Below are 17173 nucleotides of genomic sequence, written 5' to 3'. Positions count from 1 at the left end.
ACTTCCTCCACACCTACAACCACCACCGCTGCCACACCGCACTCGGCGGACACCCGCCCATCAGCCGCGTCAACAACACTGCGGGTCAATACACCTAGGGCGCGCCGCGCGGGCCGTGGGCGGCGCCGCCGGGCGAACACTTGCCGCTGCGTGCACAGTTCGGGGCCGGTCAGCCGGTCAGCCCGTCCCCCTGCCGGGGGCGGGGGCGGCGGACGGCCGTAGCGGCCCGCGTCGCCGCCGGTCGCGGTGGGCGGGCGTATCAGGTTCATGGCCCCCTGGCCGAAGCGGTGGTCCGGGCGCCGGGACGGTCCGGCGGTGGGCGTCCGCCGAGGGAGCCCACGACGGCGGCCCGGAGGGCTCGGGGAGCGGCGGGGAGGGCGTCCGGCGTTCGGTGCGGACAGGGGGCGAGCCGTGCGCGGTGCGGCGCCGCGCCGGGGTTGCCGCGGCGGGAAGCGCGCGTCCGCCCCGCGCCGTGGCGGCACTTCTCCCGGCTGTTTCTGCCTGTCTTCTTCCTGGTCGGGAGCGGGCCCCGCTGCTTGGCTGGTGCGGACGGGACCGCGAGGAGGGCCCCGCCGACCGCAGGCCGAGGGAGTGCAGGGTGAGCGTGGTGCTGTCGACCGACGCGGTACCGGACCAGGACAAGGTCGCCTACTGGAGCGACGCGCTGGGCCGGGCGCTGGTGCCGGTCACCGTCACCCCGCGGGCCGGCAGGCCGTTCGGCGGCAGGATCGTCACCGACCGGCTCGGCTGTCTGCGGATCTCCCGCATGGAGGCCGACGCCAAGCGGGTCACCCGCACCCCGGCCCTGATCGGGCGGTCACCCGGGAACGAGGTGGCGGTCGGTCTCCAGCTGGCGGGTACGGCGACCTTCGTCCAGGACGGCCGGCGGGCCGAGCTGGGCATCGGCGACCTGGTGCTCTACGACACGGCACGGCCCTTCTCCGTCAGCTATCCGGAGCGGTTCGCCACCCATGTCTTCCAGGTCCCGCGCCATGCGCTGGGCGTCTCCGACAGCGACATCAGGCTGGTCACCGGTACCGCCATCGGTACGGGCAGCGGCTTCGGCGCGGTGCTGCGGCCCTTCCTCGCGACGCTGGCCGCCTCGGCCCCCTCCCACGCGCCGGAGGCCGCACAGCGGCTGGCGGGCCACGTCGTGGACCTGTTCGCCACGCTGATCGCCGACCAGGCCCACCGGGAGCCGGACGGCAGCCGCGACCACCTGGTACGGAGTGTCCGGGCCCACATCGACCGGCATCTCGGCGAGGCGTCCCTGTCACCGGAGTCCATCGCCCGGGCACACCACATGTCCGTCCGCTACCTGCACCGGCTCTTCGAGGGCGAGGGCATCACCGTGAGCCGTCTCGTCCAGCAGCGGCGGCTGGAGGCGTGCGGGCGTGAACTGGCCCGGCGCGGGCGGGTGACCCCGACCGTCTCGGCGGTGGCCCGGCGCTGGGGGTTCGTCAATCCGGCCCACTTCAGCCGGGCGTTCCGCGCCACCTACGGGATCTCCCCGCGGGAGTGGCGCGCCCTGCACCTGGAGCAGGGCACGGGCGGGCGGGCACACGACTGACGCCGTGGCGGGGCGCCTGTCAGCCGGTGTCCAGGCGGGCGAGCCGGGCGCGGGCCCGCGCGACCCGTTCCGCGTCCGCGTCGGGGCCGAGGGCGACGCACCGCGCGAACACCTCGCGTGCCTCGGCGGTGCGGCCGGCGCCGAGCAGGACGTCGCCGAGCGAGAGGAGGTAGCGGCTCTCCAGGGCGACGTTGCCGTCCGTCCGGGACAGCTCGACCGAGGCGCGCAGGTGTTCCACCGCTTCGTCCCAGCGGCCCATGCCGCCGTAGCCTGCTCCCAGGCCCGCCAGCACGCTGGCCCGGGTGAAGGCGGCGATGTGCGGTTCGACGCGGTCGCCGGCCTCGTCCAGCCGGGCGAGGGTCTGCCGGTAGACCTCGATCGACTCCTCGTGGTGGCCGGTTCTGCGCAGCTCCATGGCGCGTGAGATCAGGGCCTGGAGCATGCCGTGCAGGTCCCCTGCGGACCGGAACAGCGCGACGGCTTCGGCGGTGTGCCCGGCGGCCCGGTCGTGCGCGCCGAGCAGGCGGTGGGCCCACGAGGCGTACTGGTGCGCCCACGCCTGCTGCGCGGTGTCACCGGCCCGCCGGGCCGCGGCGAGGGCGCGGGCGGAGTACCGGAAACTGTCCTGCGGCCTGCCCTCGCACAGGATGAGGGCCCAGGCGTAGTAGTTGAGCTGGGTCGCTTCGAGGACCGGGTCGCCGAGGGCCTCGGCGGAGCGGGCGGCGGTGCCGAAGACCTCGGTCCAGTGGCCCCAGAAGATCCACTGGTCGGAGAACCAGTGCAGGGCCTCGGCCACCTCGACGACGGTGGCGTGGTCGCCGTCCGCCGCGGCGGCGTGCAGGGCCGCGAGCCAGTTGGCGGCCTCGGCCTGGAGCCAGTCGCGGGCCTTGTCGGCGCCGGAGAGGTCGACCGTGCCCTGCCAGGAGGGGGGCGGGGCGCCGTGGCCGGGCTCGTACCACCGGCCGGCCACGACGGCCGTCTCCAGCAGCCAGCGGTACATCGACCGGCGGGCCCGCTCGATGTCCGCCGCCTCCTCCTCGGCGAGGAGGCGGTCGCGGCCGTACAGGCACAGCAGGTCGTGCAGCCGGTAGCGGTCGTCGCCGGTGTCGAGCAGACCGGCCTCGACCAGTTCCTCCAGGGTGTCCTCGGTGTCGTAGAGGTCCTGGCCGGTGAGGCGGGCGGCGCAGGCGGCGCCCACGTCCGGGCCGGGGACCAGGGACAGGCGGCGGAACATGCGGGCGGCCGGGGGCGTCAGCTGCCGGTAGGAGAGGTCGAAGGCGCTCGCCACCCGGACGTCGCCGGCGGAGAGCGTCTCCAGGCGCCGTTCCTCGCGCGCCAGCCGGTCCGCGAGCCGGCGCACGCTCCAGCCGGTGCGGGTGGCCAGCCAGTTGCCCGCGACCCTGAGGGCGAGCGGCAGGTGGGCGCAGAGCCGGGCGACCTCCTCCAGGGCCTCCGGTTCGGCGGCGGCCCGGTCCTCGCCGACGAGGGAGGCCAGGAAGGCGGCCGACTCTGCGGGGCCGAGCCGGCCGAGCGGCAGCCGGTGCACGTCGTCCAGTCCGGTGAGCATACGGCGGCTGGTGACCAGGACCAGCGTCCCGCCGGCGCCCGGCAGCAGCGGGCGGACCTGCGTCTCGTCGCGGGCGTCGTCCAGCACCAGCAGGCAGCGGCGGTCGGCGAGGACCTGCCGGTACAGGGCGGGGTGGGCCTGCGATCCCGCCTGCGCCAGGTCCCGGTCGGGCACACCGGCGGCCTTGAGCACACGGACCATCAGCTCGGGCGGTGCGGGCGGGCTGTCGTCGGTCCCCCTGAGGTCCAGCAGGAGCTGGCCGTCCGGGTAGCGGTCGGCGAGCCGGCGGGCGGCGCGCAGCGCGAGGGTGGTCTTGCCGGTGCCGGGCGCGCCGTGGACGGCGACGACGACGGGCTGGGCCTGCGGGGCGGCGCCGTCGCCCTTCCCCGGTCGCGCGAGTTCCTCCAGGCGGCTCAGCTCGGCGGTGCGGCCGACGAAGTCGTCGGTGCCGCGCGGAAAGGAGCGGACGCCGACGGGACTGTAGATGGGGGTGCGTCCGGCGCGGGCGGCGGCGAGCAGCCGTTCCCGTTCGGTGTGGGTGAGACCGAGTCCGTCCGCGAGCGCGGCCACCGTCCGCCGCTGGGGTGCGGCCCGCCGGCCGCGCTCCAGGTCGCCGATGCCGCGCACGCTGACCCCGGACGCTTCGGCCAGCGCCTCCATGGTCAGCGACTTCGCCAGTCGCATCTGCCGTAGCAACGGCCCGAATGCCGCCTCCGGTGCGGACACGCCCATCCCCTCCCCCTGTGATTGAACATTCTAATACTCGGGCGGGTCGTTGATCACGATCCGCCCGCGGGGGCCGCGCCCGGACGGTCGGTCCGCCGCGGGGGCCGCGCCCGGACCCACCGGGCGCACGCGACGACCAGCCGCACGCATCGACCGGGCGCACGCGTCCACCGGCCGCCCGCATCCACCGGCCGTACGCGTCGACCGGCCGCACACGTCGACCGGTCACCCCTGCGGCACGAGCGCCACGGGGCACAGGGCGTGGTGCAGCAGGGCGTGCGCCACCCCGCCGAGCTGGTGTCCGGGACGGCCGTGCCGCGGGCGGACGCCGACGACGACCAGGTCGGCGGCGGCCGTGCGGTCCACCAGCACCTTCCGGGCGTGGCCCTCCAGCGTCGTGCGCTCCACCCGGACCCGCGGATGGTCCCCGGTCACCTCCCCCAGCAGGGTGTCCAGCAGCCCGGCCGCCTCCCGCTCGTGCCGGTGCGCGGAGTCCTTGCCGAGCAGCGGACGGCCGGCGCTCTCACGTGCGGGGCGGTGCCAGGCCCGTACGGCATCGAGGACGCAGCCGCGTGCCTCGGCCTCCTGGACGGCGAAGCGCACGGCGTCGCCGGCGGTGTCCGGATCGCCGGCGCCGAGCAGGACGCGCCGGTGGGTGCCGGCCAGACCGGCCCGGTCCCCGCGGACGACGACGACCGGGCAGCGGGCGCGGGCGGCCACGGCCTGGCCGACCGAGCCGGGCAGCAGCCCCTTCACCACGCCCCGGCCGCGCGCTCCGGTCACCACGGCGAACGCCTTGTCGCCTTCGCCCAGCAGAGCGGCCACCGCCTCCTGCGGGACGACATCGGTGACCGTCGGCACCTTCGGGGACCGCTGCCGGGCCCGGGCCGCCGCCGAGGCGACGATCTGCTCGGCCAGCGCCTGCTCCGAGAGGGGCTCCTGGCCGCCCGACGGTGCGGCGCCCTCGTAGCGCTCCCAGACACAGGCGTACACCAGCCGCAGCGGCAGGCCCCGGCGGGCCGCCTCGTCCGCCGCCCAGTCGACCGCCGTCAGACTGGACCCGGATCCGTCCACTCCCACGACCAGGGGCAGTTCCGTCATCGGGCTCACCGCCTTTCGCCGGGCCGCCGTGCCCGCGGCACAGGCCCTCGATGCCACCGTGACACGCCCCGGCGCCGGGCACGAACAGACCGCTGGGGCAGGATCACCGGCAGCCGCGGCCGTCGACGGCCGGCCCCGTGCTCACGGCGCCTCACCGGGGGGACGACCCCGCTGCCGTACGGCGCCTAGTCCTCGGCAGCCGCCGTCCCGTGCAGCGGCGCGTGCCAGACCAGCCGGGTGCCCCCGTCGTCGGGCCGGGCCAGTTCCAGGCCGCCGCCGAGGCCGCGCGCCCGTTCCGCCAGGTTGCGCAGTCCGCTGCGGCGGCCCTCGGGCGGGATACCGACACCGTCGTCGGTGACGGTGAGCCGCACCTCTGTCCCGTCGGTCTCCAGCACCACGGCGGCGCGGCGGGCGCGGGCGTGCCGGGCGATGTTGGTGAGGGCCTCGGACAGGACGGCCACGACATGGTCGGCGGTCTCCCGCGGCACATGGGTGTCGAGCAGGCCCTCCATCCGGAGGCCGGGCGCGAAGCCCAGCACCGGCGTGGCCTCGCCGGCCACCCGCACCGCGCGGGCCCGCAGCCCGGGTGCCCGGTCGCCGTCCGGGGCGCGCAGCCCGAAGATGGTCGACCTGATGATCTTGATGGTCTCGTCGAGGTCGTCCACGGCCCGCCGCACCCGCTCCGCGGCCTGCGGGTGCTCGATGAACCGGCCCGCGCTCTGCAGCGTCATGCCGGTGGCGAACAGCCGCTGGATGGCGAGGTCGTGCAGGTCGCGGGCGATGCGGTCGCGGTCCTCCAGCAGGGCGATCTGCTCGGCGTCCCGGCGCCGCTGCGCGAGTTCCATGGCGACGGCGGCCTGCGTGGCGAACCCCTTCAGCAGTTCCGTCTCGGTCGCGGAGAAGTCGCTCGCCCCCGTCTGCCGCGCCAGCAGGACCACGCCCCGGACGCGCTCCCGCCGGCCGATCGGTACGGCGACTGCCGGGCCCAGGCCGGCGAAGCGCGGCGGTCCGGCCGTGACCCGGTCGTCACAGGAGACGTCCGGGCTGCTCACCGGCGCGCCACGGGCGAAGGCCTGTCCGGTGAGGCTCCCCTCGACGGGCAGCACCAGCCCGCGGTGCGCCTCCGCCTCCCGGCCGATGGCCAGCTCCACCGCGAGGGTGCCGGTGTCCTGCACGGGGGTGGCCACCGTGGCGAGCGCCGCGCCGGTGATGTCCCGCGCCCGCTCGGCGATCAGCCCCAGCACCTCGTGCTGGCCCGTGCCGGACATCAGGCTCCTGCCGATCTCCGCGCTCGCCTCCAGCCAGCGCCCCCGCAGCCTGGACTCCTCGTACAGGCGGGCGTTGTCGATCGCCACGCCCGCCGCCACGGCCAGCGTGGACAGCACCGACTCGTCGTCCTCGTCGAACTGCAGCCCGCCCCGCTTCTCGGTCAGGTAGAGGTTGCCGAAGACCTGGTCGCGCACCCGGATGGGCACGCCGAGGAAGCTGTTCATCGGCGGATGGCCGGGCGGGAAGCCGTACGACGCCGCGTGCTCGGAGAGCTTGGCCAGCCGTAACGGCGCCGGGTGGCGGATGAGTTCGCCGAGGATGCCGCGGCCGTCCGGGTAGCGGCCGATGCGGGCGATCCGCTCCGCGTCGACGCCGGCCGTGACGAAGGCCGAGAGCCGCTCGCCGTCCGAGCCGATCACGCCGAGCGCCGCGTACTCGGCGTCGACCAGGGCCGCCGCGGCCTCCACGATGCCGCGCAGCACCTGCTCCAGGTCCAGTTCGCGGCCGACCGAGAGCACCGCCTCCAGCAGGCTGTGCACCCTGTTCTGGGTGCCGCGGGCCGCTTCCAGACGGGCCTGCAGTTCGTCCAGCAGCTCGTCGAGCCGGAACTGCGGCAGCCGCACGGCCCGCCCCTCGCGCACGTCCTCGGAGCCTTCCACCGCCGTTCCTCCAGCCCCGTCCCCGCGTACGCCCGTCCCCGCCGAGGTTCACCGTAGCGGGCCCCGGCGCGGGCGGACGACGCGGGACCACGACGCGGGCGTCCCCGGACCGGACCCCTTCGGGCAGGGCCGAACGGCCCTGTCCCCGCCGGGGTGCAGGCGTGGATGATGGCCTGGTGCCGCGGATCGGGGACGTCCGCGCGCTCGCCCGGCGGGCCTGCCTGCGCCTGCCGGGCGGGGCGCCGGCCGGCCGTGCCGTGCGCGCCCGGCAGGGCGGTGCCGACCCTGACGGACGTGGCCGCCTTCCGGACTGACGGACATGACCGCCCCCGGGACTGACGGACATGGCCACCTTCCGGGCTGACGGGCATGACCTCCTTCGGAGTTACGGGCATGACCCTGACGGACGTGGCCGCCTTCCGGACTGACGGACATGACCGCCCCCGGGACTGACGGACATGGCCACCTTCCGGGCTGACGGGCATGACCGCCTCCGGGACTGACGGGCATGGCCGCCTTCAAGGCGGACGGGTCCGAGGCGGTGACCCGCTCGGGCTGGAGGGCGGTCGTACCCGGCCGGGGCGTCCTCGTGGCGGGTACCGCCGAGCGGCGACGCCTGGCGCGGTGCGGGCTCCCTGCCGCCCCGGCGGCCGGTCGGGGGCGGGGTGTTCCCGCGGACGGCGACGGACCTGGCGCCGGCTGACCGGCACCCTGGCGGAGAGGCCGGGGCGCTCAGTGGCCGTCGGCGCGCTGCCGGTCCCGCGCACGGGTGGCGATGACGGCGGCCTGGACGCGGCGTTCGACACCGAGCTTGGCGAGCAACCGGGAGATGTGGTTCTTCACCGTCTTCTCGGCCAGGTACAGCCGCGCGCCGATCTGCCGGTTGGTCAGACCCTCGCCGATGAGGTCCAGGATCTGCCGTTCCCGCTCGGTCAGGCCGGGCAGGACGCCCGGCTCGGTCTCCCGCTGCCGGCCGGCGCGCAGCCCGGCCATGAGCCGGGCGGTGGCGCTCGGATCCAGCAGGGACTGCCCGCGGGCCACCGTGCGCACGGCCGAGACCAGGTCCGCGCCCTGGATCTGCTTGAGGACGTACCCGGAGGCGCCCGCCATGATCGAGTCGAGCAGGGCCTCCTCGTCGTCGAACGAGGTCAGCATCAGACAGGCCAGCCCGGGCAGGTGCGAGCGCAGTTCCCGGCAGGCGGTCACGCCGTCGCCGTCCGGCAGCCGGACGTCCAGCACCGCGACGTCGGGACGCAGGGCGGGGACGCGCACCAGCGCCTGTTCGACGGTGGCCGCCTCGCCGGCCACGGTGATGTCCGGCTCGTCGTCCAGCAGGTCGCGCACCCCGCGCCGTACCACCTCGTGGTCGTCGAGGAGGAAGACCCGGACCGGCCGGCCGGGTCCGGCCTGCTCGCGCTGCACCATCGTCGCTCCTTGTGGCGTGTTGGGTCCCGTCCCACGATCCTGCTCCACCCCGGGTCCGCGGACCAGGGCCGATCGGCCCTCCTCCGCACCGGGTGACACGGTTGCGCGCGTGGTTCCCGCGGCCCGCACCAGGTGATAGACACGGCGAGGTCACAGTTCCTGTCCGCCAGCAGGAAGGTTGCTGCCGCATGTCTGCAACACGCCGTCAGGTCCTGGCCAACGCAAGTGCCCTGGGAGCGGGCATCGCCTTCACCGGGGCCCTGTCCGAGCTCTTCGCGGGCACCGCCGCCGCGCACGACCTGGGCCACACCGGCTACGGCCCGCTCGTCCCCGACCCGAACGGGCTCCTCGACCTGCCGAAAGGTTTCCGCTACACCGTGCTCTCCCGCGAGGGCGACCGGCTCCGTTCGGGCGAGGGCCAAGTCCCCTCGAATCACGACGGCATGGCCGCGTTCGGCGGGCGAGGGGGCCGTACGCACCTCGTCCGCAACCACGAGAACCGGGTCACCGCACGCATCCCGGTACCGGCCGTGAGCGGTCTCACCTACGACCCGGCCGGCAAGGGCGGCTGTACGGCCCTGACGCTCGACGCGGACCACCGCGTGCTGTCCGAGCGGGTCGCCATCGCGGGGACGGCCGTCAACTGCGCGGGCGGCCGCACTCCTTGGGGCACCTGGCTGACCTGCGAGGAGACCGAGGACCGGGCGGGCACCAACGGCTACACCAAGGACCACGGCTTCGTCTTCGAGGTCCACCCCACCGACCCGCACCGCACCGGCGCGGTCCCGCTGACCGCGATGGGCCGCTTCCAGCACGAGGCGATCGCGGTCGACCCGCGCAACGGCACCGTCTACGAGACGGAGGACGCCTTCCTGAAGCCGTTCGGTCTCTTCTACCGCTTCCTGCCCGCCAAGCCGCTGGGCGGTGTCGGTTCGCTCCGCGCGGGCGGCCGGCTCCAGGCCATGCGGGTGCCCGGCGTACCGGACCTGTCCACCGTCCAGGAGACCGGAGCGCACTTCGACGGCATCGAGTGGGTGGACGTACCCGATCCGCTGGCCGCCTCCACCCCGACCCGGCTCCAGGACTACGGCCCCGGCGGCATCACCCACGCGCAGAAGCTGGAGGGCTGCTACTGGGGCGGCGGCCACGTGTACTTCGTGTCGTCGTTCGCCCGCAGCGCGGACGGCTCCGCGGCCGACCACTACGGCCAGATCTGGCGCTACGACCCGGCGCGCCGCCGGCTGACCCTCGTCGTCGTGTTCGGCCCGGACACCGACGTCCAGCTGCCCGGCGAGTCCCCCGACAACATCTGCCTCGCGCCCAGCGGCGGCCTGATGGTGTGCGAGGACGGCAACGGCGCCCAGCACGTGTTCGGCGTGACCCGCGCGGGCGAGGTGTACGCGTTGGCCCGGGGCCGGCAGGACATCGGGACGCCGGAGCAGCCCGAGTGGGGCGAGTTCGCCGGGGTCACCTTCTCCCCCGACGGCCGGACGATGTTCGTCAACTGCTACACGCCCGGCACGACGTTCGAGGTGACCGGTCCGTGGCGCAGGTGACCACCGCACGCCGGCGGCCCCCGGGGTTCCTCGGCACCGCGTCCGGCGGGCCGGTGGGTATGCTCACCGCCGTGCCGCCGGCGATCACCTCATGCGCCGCACGACGACCCAGAACAGCGAGAAGAGCACCGTGACCACCCACGTCTACGAGAAGGACGGCGCGGCCATCTACCGCCAGTCGTTCGCCACCATCCGTGCCGAAGCCGACCTCGCGGGCCTGCCCGCCGACGTCGGCCAGGTCGCGGTGCGCATGATCCACGCCTGCGGGATGGTCGACCTCGTCCGGGACCTGGTCTACACGCCGGGGGTGGTGGCCCGCGCCCGCGCGGCCCTGCGCGCCGGGGCGCCGGTCCTCTGCGACGTGCAGATGGTGGCCAGCGGGGTGACCCGCAGGCGGCTGCCGGCCGGCAACGACGTGCTCTGCACGCTGTCCGACCCGGCCGTCGCGGAGCTGGCCGCGCGGCTGGGCACCACGCGCAGCGCCGCGGCGGTGGAGCTGTGGCGGGACCGGCTGGAGGGCGCGGTGGTCGCCATCGGCAACGCGCCCACCGCGCTGTTCCACCTGCTGGAGATGATCGAGGCGGGCGGGCCCCGGCCCGCCGCCGTCATCGGTGTCCCGGTCGGGTTCGTCGGCGCCGCCGAGTCCAAGGACGCCCTGGCCGCGCACACCTCGGGGCTGGAGCACCTGGTGGTCCGCGGCCGTCGCGGCGGCAGCGCCATCGCCGCCGCCGCGGTCAACGCGATCGCCAGCGAGGAGGAGTGACGGGACGGGCGGCGGTACCGCTCAGGGGCTGAGGCGTTCGCGGACCCAGCGGGCCGCGCTCTCCGGGTCGGGTACGACGGGCACGCCCTCGGGAGCCGGTGGCCTGCGCACCACGACGACGGGCAGCCCGGCCTCCCGGGCGGCCGTCAGTTTCGGCGCGGTGGCCGCTCCGCCGCTGTCCTTCGTGACGACGACGTCGATGCGGTGGCGCCGCAGCAGTTCGCGTTCCCCGTCGAGGGTGAAGGGGCCGCGGTCCAGCAGCACCTCCGTGCGGACCGGCTGTGGAGGCTCGGGGGCGTCCACGGACCGGACGAGGAACCACAGGGCGTCCAGGTCCGCGAAGGCGGCCAGGCCCATGCGCCCGGTGGTGAGGAACACGCGCCGGCCGAGTGCGGGCAGTACCCGCGCGGCCCCCTCCAGCGAGTCCGTCTCGTACCACTGGTCGCCCGGGACGGGGACCCAGCCGGGCCGGCGCAGGGCGAGCAGCGGAACACGGGCGTCCGCAGCGGCCCGTGCCGCGTGGAAGCTGATCGTCCCGGCGAAGGGGTGGGTGGCGTCGACGACCGCGCCGACCGTGTGCTCGCGCAGCCACGCCGTCAGCCCCGCCGCCCCGCCGAAGCCTCCGACACGCGTCCCGCCGGGAAGCGCCCGGGGACCTGCGACCCGTCCGGCCAGAGAACTGGTCAGCCTCAACCCGGGTGCCCCGTCGAGCAGTTCGGCGAGGCGGCGGGCCTCCCCGGTGCCGCCGAGGATCAGTACGTGCATGGGGTCGGGGTCCGTTCACGAGGAGCCGCGGGGGTGGCCCGGGGCCACGACGGCGAGGCGGTCGGCGCGGCGCCGGTCGAAGCGGTCGCGGGCGTCTGCGGCCTGATCGTCAAGGTGCTCCTCCTGCTGCGTCCGCCCGGCTTCCCGCCCCCCGTAGCGCCTGCTCCGACGGGAGCAGACGCTACAGGAACGGTGACGCACAGGAAGCGGGCGAACGGGGTGGAGTCGCGGCACCCGGGACCGGCGTCGGCCGGAGCACGCGATCGGCGCGGACCCGCACGGCGCCTGGTACGCGCTGCCCGCCGCCTGCCCGACACGCTCACCCGGCCCTCGCACCCACGCGATAGGTGCGGTGTGCACTTTCTCACGCGGGGGACGCGCGGCGGTTGTCGATAGCGTGCGCGGAGGTGACGCGGCGACGGCTGCCACCGCCTCTCGCATCCTGCCACCGAACGGAGAAGCGACCCGTGCCCAGCTCCACCGCGCCCCGGGAGAGTTACTTCGAGCCCATGGACGACCGGCGCTACAAGACGAGCCCGGGATGAGGGGCGGCCCGCCCCGGCTTACCGTCGGAAGCGATGGAGGCATACGCGCGGTGCGGTTCGGGAGCGGCCCTGCACGACCTGTGGCACCGGCTGCCGGGCGGGGCCCGCGCGGAGCTGCTGCGCCGGAGCGCCGAGGCCGACTGGTGGGTCCTCGACGCCCTGCCGGGCAGCTGGGAGGCGCTGCGCCCGCTGGTGTTCTCCGAGGCGGCCTACCACCGGTTCGGCGCGCTGGCGGCAGGCGTGCTCCGCTGCGCCCTGCTCGCGTGCCGGCGGCGGGCCGGGACCGCCGGTGAGCTGTACCGGGCCCTGCACGACCACCGCGACCTGCGGCTCCTCGACCCGTCGCAGCGGCTGTCCGCCGCCGCCCTGCTGCGCCTGGCCCGTCCGGACGCGCTGCTGACCGGCGGTACGCCGTGGTTCGTCGAGCTGAACATCGGCCCCAACATCTACGGCGTCCCGGGCCTGGAGCAGCGCAGCGCGGCGTTCGCCCGCGGCTGGCGGGACGGCGCCCTGGCCGAGCCGCCGTCGACCCTGCGGGCGCGGGCGGCCTGCCTGGCCGGAGCCGCGCCGGCGGCCGGCGGCGGACGGAGCCGGGCGCTCGTCCCCACCTGGCGGGCGACCTCGGGCATCGCGGCGAAACTGGACGACACCCGCGCCCTGCGCCGCTATCTGCGGCCGGCCGCGGCGGCCGCCCGGGAGGCGGCCCTCGACGTGTGTGTCGCGGACCTGTCCGAGGTGCGCGGCGGCGCGGACGGGCTGTGGGTCGGCGACGACCGCATCGACGTGGTCTTCAACCAGTTCACCAGTGCGGTGCTGGCGGACGCCGGCTCCGTCGGCGTCCTGCGCGCCGCGGTCCTGGCCGGCAGCGTGCGGCTGTTCGTCCCCGAAGCGGCGTGCCTGCTGAGCGCCAAGCAGGTGCTGGCCTGGATGCACGAGGATCTGGACCTGTACGAGCCCGCGGACCGCGAGCTGATCCTCGCGCATGTGCCGTGGACGGCCTGGCTGGGCCCCGGGCAGTCTCCCGAGCTGCGGCGCGGTGTCCTGGAGCGCGCCGCGCGGGAGCAGACCGGACTCGTCGTCAAACCCTCGTGCGGCCGTGGCGGCGCCGGCTTCGTCGCCGGGCACCAGGTGACCGCACGGGAGTGGCTCGGCCTGCTGACGCGGCGGTCACGCGAGCACACGCTCGTCCTCCAGCGCCGGGTCGTGCCCGACCGCACCCGGATGCACTTCCGCGGCCGCGACGGCGCCCGGAAGGTGGCCCACGTACCCTCCGTCGTCTCCCCGTTCCTGCTGGACGGCCGGATCGCGGGCGCCTACGTCCGCCATCCCGGCCCGGAGGCGGACCCCGCCGTCGCGCCGGTGAACACCGCGGCGGGAGGCGTCTCCAACACCGTGCTGCTGCTCCCGGACACGCAGCGGTGACGCCTCGGTGCGGTCGGCGGGCGCCAGGCTGATCGTCGTCGACCCGCGCCGCACCGCCACCGCCGCCAAGACCGACCTGTTCCTGCAGATCAGGCCCGGTACCGATCTCGCGCTGCTGAACGGCCTGCTGCACCTGCTGGTCGTGAACGGCCACACCGACGAGGAGTTCGTCGCCGCCCGCGGCGGCGAACTCGCCTACGACGCCGGTGACGCACTCGATGTGTGGCCGGCCAACAGCGCCGGGCTGGTCGCCGAATGGCTCACGCTCACCGGACTCGGCGCCCCCCGGCGAGCTTGTGGACCTCGGCGACGGCACGCCGCTGCCGCTCGAAGAGGCCCTGCGCACCCGTCTGGACATCGCCCGCGTCACCACCGGCCTGCTCAGGTTCGTGGCAGAGCGCACCGGCAGCCACGACCTCAAGCGGCTGCTGCGCCCGGACAACAAGGACGCGCCGGCGCAGTGGAGCTGGGGCAAGCAGGCCGCCGACCTCGTCGCCGCGTATCCCGTCCGGGCCTCCGCCGCGGACTGGGCGGGGGTGCCGGGGCGCCTCCAGCCCCGGCTGTACTCCATCGCCTCCGGCCCGCTCGCGCATCCCGGCGGGGTCCGGCTCACCGTCTCGGTCGTCCGCTACACCAACGACCTGGGCCGGGACCGCAAGGGCGTCTGCTCCACCTACCTCGCCGACTGCGCCGACGACGGCCCGGTCCAGGTCTTCGTGCAGCGCGCCCCGCGCTTCCGCCCGCCCGCCGACCCCGCCACCCCATGATCATGGCCGGCCCCGGAACCGGCGTGGCCCCCTTCATCGGCTTCCTCGAAGACCGCCTGGCCCGCGGCCACACCGGACCCAACTGGCTCTTCTTCGGCGAACAGCGCCGGGCCACCGACTTCTACCACCGCGAGGAGCTGGAGGCGTACCGGGCGTCCGGCCACCTCGACCGTCTCGACCTCGCCTTCTCCCGCGACCAGCGCAACAAGATCTACGTCCGGGACCGGATGCGCGAGCACGGCCCCCGCCTGTGGCAGTGGCTCCGGGACGGCGCCCACTTCTACGTCTGCGGCGACGCGGGACGCATGGCCAAGGACGTCGGCCAGGCGCTGCGGGACAGCGTCGTCCACCACGGCGGCATGGACGCCGAGGAGGCCCGCCGCCTACGTCAGGCGTCTGTCCGCCGACAAACGCCAGGTCCGGAACGTGTACTGACGGCACGACAGGCCTGGAAGCGGTACCGCCGTCCGAAGATCACCGCGCGTACGCTCGGACACATGGTTGAACATCGCATGGTCGACGTGAACGGCATCCGGCTGCACATCGCCGAACAGGGCAGCGGCCCGCTGGTGGTGCTCCTGCACGGCTTCCCCGAGTCCTGGCACTCCTGGCAGCACCAGTTCGGCCCGCTGGCCGACGCCGGTTTCCGCGTGGTGGCCCCCGACCAGCGCGGCTACGGCCGCAGCGACCATCCCGAGAACGTCGACGCGTACACCATCCTGCACCTGGTCGGCGACGTCGTCGGACTGATCCACGCCCTCGGCGAGGAGAAGGCGTACGTCGTCGGACACGACTGGGGGGCGCCGGTCGCCTGGCACACCGCGCTGCTGCGCCCGGACGTGGTGCTCGGGGTGGCCGGCCTGAGCGTGCCGCCGCCCTTCCGCGGGACCCGCCCGCCGCTGGCCGCCATGGCCGAGAGGTTCGACGGCCGCTTCTACTGGAACTACTTCAGCCGCCCCGGTGTCGCCGACGCCGAGTTCGCCGAGGACCCGCGCACCACCCTGCGGAAGATCTTCTACTGGGGCTCAGGGGACTCACCCGACGCCGGCACGGGCAGGCAGCCGCTGGTCGACCCCGAGCGGGGCTGGCTCGCCACCATGCCGGAGCCGGAGGTGCTGCCGGACTGGTTCACCGAGGAGGACCTGGACGCGCTCACCGAGAGCTTCTCCCAGGGCTTCACCGGAGCACTCAACTGGTACCGCAACCTGGACCGCAACTGGGAACTGACCGCTGCCTGGCACGGAGCCGTCGTCACCCCGCCCGCCCTGTACGTCTACGGCGACCGCGACGTCGTCCCCGCGTTCCCCGGCACCCCCGAACTCATCGCGAAACTCCCCGACCTGATGCCCAGCCTGCGGCGTCCGCCCCTGAAGCTGGCGGGCTGCGGACACTGGACCCAGCAGGAACGACCCCACGAGGTGAACGCGGCGCTCGTCGACTTCCTGCACGCGTAGCCACGCGCCCCCGGGAGCCGGGGCCGGGGAAGACCCGGGTCGAGAGCTCCCCGCGCACAGCGGCCGTCCCCGCAGTTGCCGGGTGCAGATCTGGCCGATGGTGTAGCCGCCGTCCTGCACGAGCGTCTCCTCGATGGTGTCGACGGTCACCGCGCGCGGTGTGGGCAGCACGGCCGGGATGTGCTTCGTGGTGGGGCTGTCGACCGCCGTCGTGGCGAGGCCGCGCGGATCGCGGCCGCGTCCCAGGCTGACCGGCCGTCGCGGCGACCGCGTCGGCCTCCGCCCGGAACGGTTTGCAGGCGGTCATGTACTGCTCGCCCCTGAGGATGCGTCGTACGGCGTCGAGGTCGGCGTCCTGGCCGGTGACGGGAGGGAGCCTGCGGACGTGGGCGCCCTTGTAGGCGGAGATGACACCCGCGGCTATCGCGTCGTCGGCCGCCAGGACGCCGTCGATCCGTTCCGGGCACACGGCCGCGAGGGCCGCGGACATGTCGGCGTGGGCGATTGCCGTGCTCCAGCCCTGGACGTCGTACGACGTGGTAATCCTGACCCTGCCGGTGAGGACGGACAGCGCGCCCTTACTGAACCAGGCCGCGTTCGGGCTGGCCGGATCGCCGTTCAGCACGACCACGTTCCCGCCGTGCGCCCTGGTGCCCATGACCTGGAGCAGGGCCCCGCCTGGAGCCGGCCGACCTGCGCGCCGTCGAAGCTGACGAAACCCGAGACCGGCCCCTCGGCGAGCCGGTCGTACGCGACGACGGGGACGCCCGCCACGTGCGCCTCCCGGACGGAGGAGCGCAGCGCCCGGGTGTCGGCGGCGTCGAGGATCAGGACCCCGACCCCTTTCCGCAGTCCTCGTTGGTCATAGAGTCGGTCCGTGACTGACGAAGACTCCACGGACACGGAATTCACAGCCGAAGGCTCCACAACCGAAGACTCCACGTTCGACGTGCTGGGCATGCTGAGTGACCCCGTGCGCCGCAGGCTCTACCGCCATGTGGCCGCCGCACCGGAGGAGGTGGGCCGCGACGCGGCCGCGGAGGCGGCCGGGATCTCCCGGTCGCTGGCCGCCTTCCACCTGGACAAGCTGGTCGAGGCCGGGCTGCTGGCCGTGTCGTTCCGGCGGCTGTCCGGGCGCACCGGCCCCGGCGCGGGCCGGCCGGCGAAGCTGTACCGGCGCGCCGAGGGGGAGCATGCCGTCTCGGTGCCGCCGCGGTCGTACGGCGATGCCGGCCGGCTGCTGGCCGAGGTGGTGGAGAACGCCGGGCTGGACCGGGAACTCCAGGCCGCGGCGAGGTCGGCGGGCGCGGCGCAGCCTGCCGCGCGCGCCGGCGATGTGGTGGCGGCGCTGCGGGCCCGCGGCTACGAGCCGTTCCGGGACGGGGAGACGCTGCGGCTGCGCAACTGCCCCTTCCACGCTCTGGCGACGGAGTTCCCCGCCCTGATCTGCGGGATGAACCTGGCGCTCATCGAGGGTCTGACGCCCGAGCCGTGGTCACCGGCGATGGACCCGTGTCCCGGCGGCTGCTGCGTGAGCCTTTCTAAAAAGAAATCTGATTGACTATAGAGGTGCGGCCGGGTCAT

General features: G+C 74.9%; 13 protein-coding genes and 2 pseudogenes. 8 read left to right on the top strand and 7 right to left on the bottom strand.

Annotated features, from left to right (window positions below; translation table 11 throughout):
• Nucleotides 1-598: 598 nt before the first annotated feature.
• Nucleotides 599-1570, top strand: a complete 972-nt coding sequence (locus IG05_RS0135470) for a helix-turn-helix domain-containing protein (RefSeq protein ID WP_030348203.1) — start codon at nucleotides 599-601, stop codon at nucleotides 1568-1570.
• Nucleotides 1571-1589: 19 nt separating this feature from the next.
• Here IG05_RS0135470 and IG05_RS0135465 read toward each other — a convergent pair whose 3' ends face one another.
• From IG05_RS0135465 to IG05_RS0135455, 3 genes are all read right to left on the bottom strand, one after another.
• Complete coding sequence (locus IG05_RS0135465; protein ID WP_030348202.1) at nucleotides 1590-3863, bottom strand: XRE family transcriptional regulator; 2274 nt, start codon at nucleotides 3861-3863, stop codon at nucleotides 1590-1592.
• Between the two features lie 225 nt (nucleotides 3864-4088).
• The gene (locus IG05_RS0135460) at nucleotides 4089-4964 is read right to left on the bottom strand and encodes a universal stress protein (RefSeq protein WP_030348201.1); all 876 of its coding nucleotides are present in this window, start codon (nucleotides 4962-4964) and stop codon (nucleotides 4089-4091) included.
• A gap of 185 nt (nucleotides 4965-5149) precedes the next feature.
• Nucleotides 5150-6892: a GAF domain-containing protein gene (locus tag IG05_RS0135455; RefSeq protein ID WP_030348200.1), complete on the bottom strand. Its 1743-nt coding sequence runs from the start codon at nucleotides 6890-6892 to the stop codon at nucleotides 5150-5152.
• Nucleotides 6893-7053: 161 nt separating this feature from the next.
• Here IG05_RS0135455 and IG05_RS48075 point away from each other — a divergent pair, with 161 nt between their 5' ends.
• Nucleotides 7054-7206 carry a hypothetical protein gene (locus tag IG05_RS48075; RefSeq protein ID WP_158839084.1) on the top strand — a complete coding sequence of 51 codons (153 nt, stop codon included), beginning with the start codon at nucleotides 7054-7056 and terminating at the stop codon, nucleotides 7204-7206.
• Between the two features lie 418 nt (nucleotides 7207-7624).
• On the opposite strand, the gene IG05_RS0135445 is transcribed toward IG05_RS48075, so the two are convergent.
• Entirely contained in the window at nucleotides 7625-8317 is a 693-nt protein-coding gene (locus IG05_RS0135445; protein ID WP_030348199.1) for a response regulator, read from the bottom strand.
• A 188-nt stretch (nucleotides 8318-8505) separates the two neighbouring features.
• Here IG05_RS0135445 and IG05_RS0135440 point away from each other — a divergent pair, with 188 nt between their 5' ends.
• Together IG05_RS0135440 and IG05_RS0135435 are read left to right on the top strand one after the other, a co-directional pair.
• Nucleotides 8506-9873 (top strand): alkaline phosphatase PhoX, encoded by a 1368-nt coding sequence (locus IG05_RS0135440; protein ID WP_030348198.1) that lies wholly within the window; start codon nucleotides 8506-8508, stop codon nucleotides 9871-9873.
• A 91-nt stretch (nucleotides 9874-9964) separates the two neighbouring features.
• Nucleotides 9965-10636, top strand: a complete 672-nt coding sequence (locus IG05_RS0135435; protein WP_107051482.1) for a precorrin-8X methylmutase — start codon at nucleotides 9965-9967, stop codon at nucleotides 10634-10636.
• Between the two features lie 21 nt (nucleotides 10637-10657).
• Here the strand turns inward: IG05_RS0135435 and IG05_RS0135430 are convergent, their stop codons facing one another.
• Nucleotides 10658-11401 (bottom strand): cobalt-precorrin-6A reductase, encoded by a 744-nt coding sequence (locus IG05_RS0135430; protein WP_030348196.1) that lies wholly within the window; start codon nucleotides 11399-11401, stop codon nucleotides 10658-10660.
• 578 nt (nucleotides 11402-11979) lie between these two features.
• Between IG05_RS0135430 and IG05_RS0135425 the strand changes: the two genes are divergently transcribed.
• The 3 genes and pseudogenes from IG05_RS0135425 to IG05_RS0135415 all read left to right on the top strand — a co-directional run bounded on the left by IG05_RS0135425 (nucleotide 11980) and on the right by IG05_RS0135415 (nucleotide 15589).
• Nucleotides 11980-13368 (top strand): hypothetical protein, encoded by a 1389-nt coding sequence (locus IG05_RS0135425; protein ID WP_030348195.1) that lies wholly within the window; start codon nucleotides 11980-11982, stop codon nucleotides 13366-13368.
• 46 nt (nucleotides 13369-13414) lie between these two features.
• A pseudogene (locus IG05_RS46010) lies at nucleotides 13415-14570 on the top strand (reductase); the annotation flags it as partial.
• Between the two features lie 62 nt (nucleotides 14571-14632).
• Nucleotides 14633-15589, top strand: a complete 957-nt coding sequence (locus IG05_RS0135415) for an alpha/beta fold hydrolase (protein ID WP_030348193.1) — start codon at nucleotides 14633-14635, stop codon at nucleotides 15587-15589.
• A 313-nt stretch (nucleotides 15590-15902) separates the two neighbouring features.
• Here the strand turns inward: IG05_RS0135415 and IG05_RS50345 are convergent.
• Together IG05_RS50345 and IG05_RS50340 are read right to left on the bottom strand one after the other, a co-directional pair.
• Nucleotides 15903-16247, bottom strand: a pseudogene (locus IG05_RS50345) (substrate-binding domain-containing protein); the annotation flags it as partial.
• Complete coding sequence (locus IG05_RS50340) at nucleotides 16208-16549, bottom strand: substrate-binding domain-containing protein (protein WP_324605039.1); 342 nt, start codon at nucleotides 16547-16549, stop codon at nucleotides 16208-16210. The pseudogene IG05_RS50345 and the gene IG05_RS50340, both read right to left, overlap by 40 nt.
• Between IG05_RS50340 and IG05_RS0135405 the strand changes: the two genes are divergently transcribed.
• Nucleotides 16548-17150, top strand: a complete 603-nt coding sequence (locus IG05_RS0135405; RefSeq protein ID WP_051790611.1) for a helix-turn-helix transcriptional regulator — start codon at nucleotides 16548-16550, stop codon at nucleotides 17148-17150. The genes IG05_RS50340 and IG05_RS0135405 overlap by 2 nt on opposite strands.
• The last annotated feature ends 23 nt before the right edge of the window (nucleotides 17151-17173 follow it).

The sequence above is a fragment of the Streptomyces sp. NRRL S-1022 genome (assembly GCF_000720135.1).
Taxonomy (GTDB): domain Bacteria; phylum Actinomycetota; class Actinomycetes; order Streptomycetales; family Streptomycetaceae; genus Streptomyces.
Note: the sequence above shows the minus strand (reverse complement) of the source record. Positions and strands in the feature narration are given on the sequence as shown.

What these genes read in the sequence shown, in the direction of transcription:
- IG05_RS0135415 (WP_030348193.1), top strand. Translation starts at nt 14,633, where the DNA reads ATGGTTGAACATCGCATGGTCGACGTGAACGGCATCCGGCTGCACATC.
- IG05_RS0135405 (WP_051790611.1), top strand. Translation starts at nt 16,548, where the DNA reads ATGCTGAGTGACCCCGTGCGCCGCAGGCTCTACCGCCATGTGGCCGCC.
- IG05_RS0135445 (WP_030348199.1), bottom strand. Translation starts at nt 8,317, where the DNA reads ATGGTGCAGCGCGAGCAGGCCGGACCCGGCCGGCCGGTCCGGGTCTTC.
- IG05_RS0135435 (WP_107051482.1), top strand. Translation starts at nt 9,965, where the DNA reads ATGCGCCGCACGACGACCCAGAACAGCGAGAAGAGCACCGTGACCACC.
- IG05_RS0135440 (WP_030348198.1), top strand. Translation starts at nt 8,506, where the DNA reads ATGTCTGCAACACGCCGTCAGGTCCTGGCCAACGCAAGTGCCCTGGGA.
- IG05_RS50340 (WP_324605039.1), bottom strand. Translation starts at nt 16,549, where the DNA reads ATGCCCAGCACGTCGAACGTGGAGTCTTCGGTTGTGGAGCCTTCGGCT.
- IG05_RS0135430 (WP_030348196.1), bottom strand. Translation starts at nt 11,401, where the DNA reads ATGCACGTACTGATCCTCGGCGGCACCGGGGAGGCCCGCCGCCTCGCC.
- IG05_RS0135460 (WP_030348201.1), bottom strand. Translation starts at nt 4,964, where the DNA reads ATGACGGAACTGCCCCTGGTCGTGGGAGTGGACGGATCCGGGTCCAGT.
- IG05_RS0135425 (WP_030348195.1), top strand. Translation starts at nt 11,980, where the DNA reads ATGGAGGCATACGCGCGGTGCGGTTCGGGAGCGGCCCTGCACGACCTG.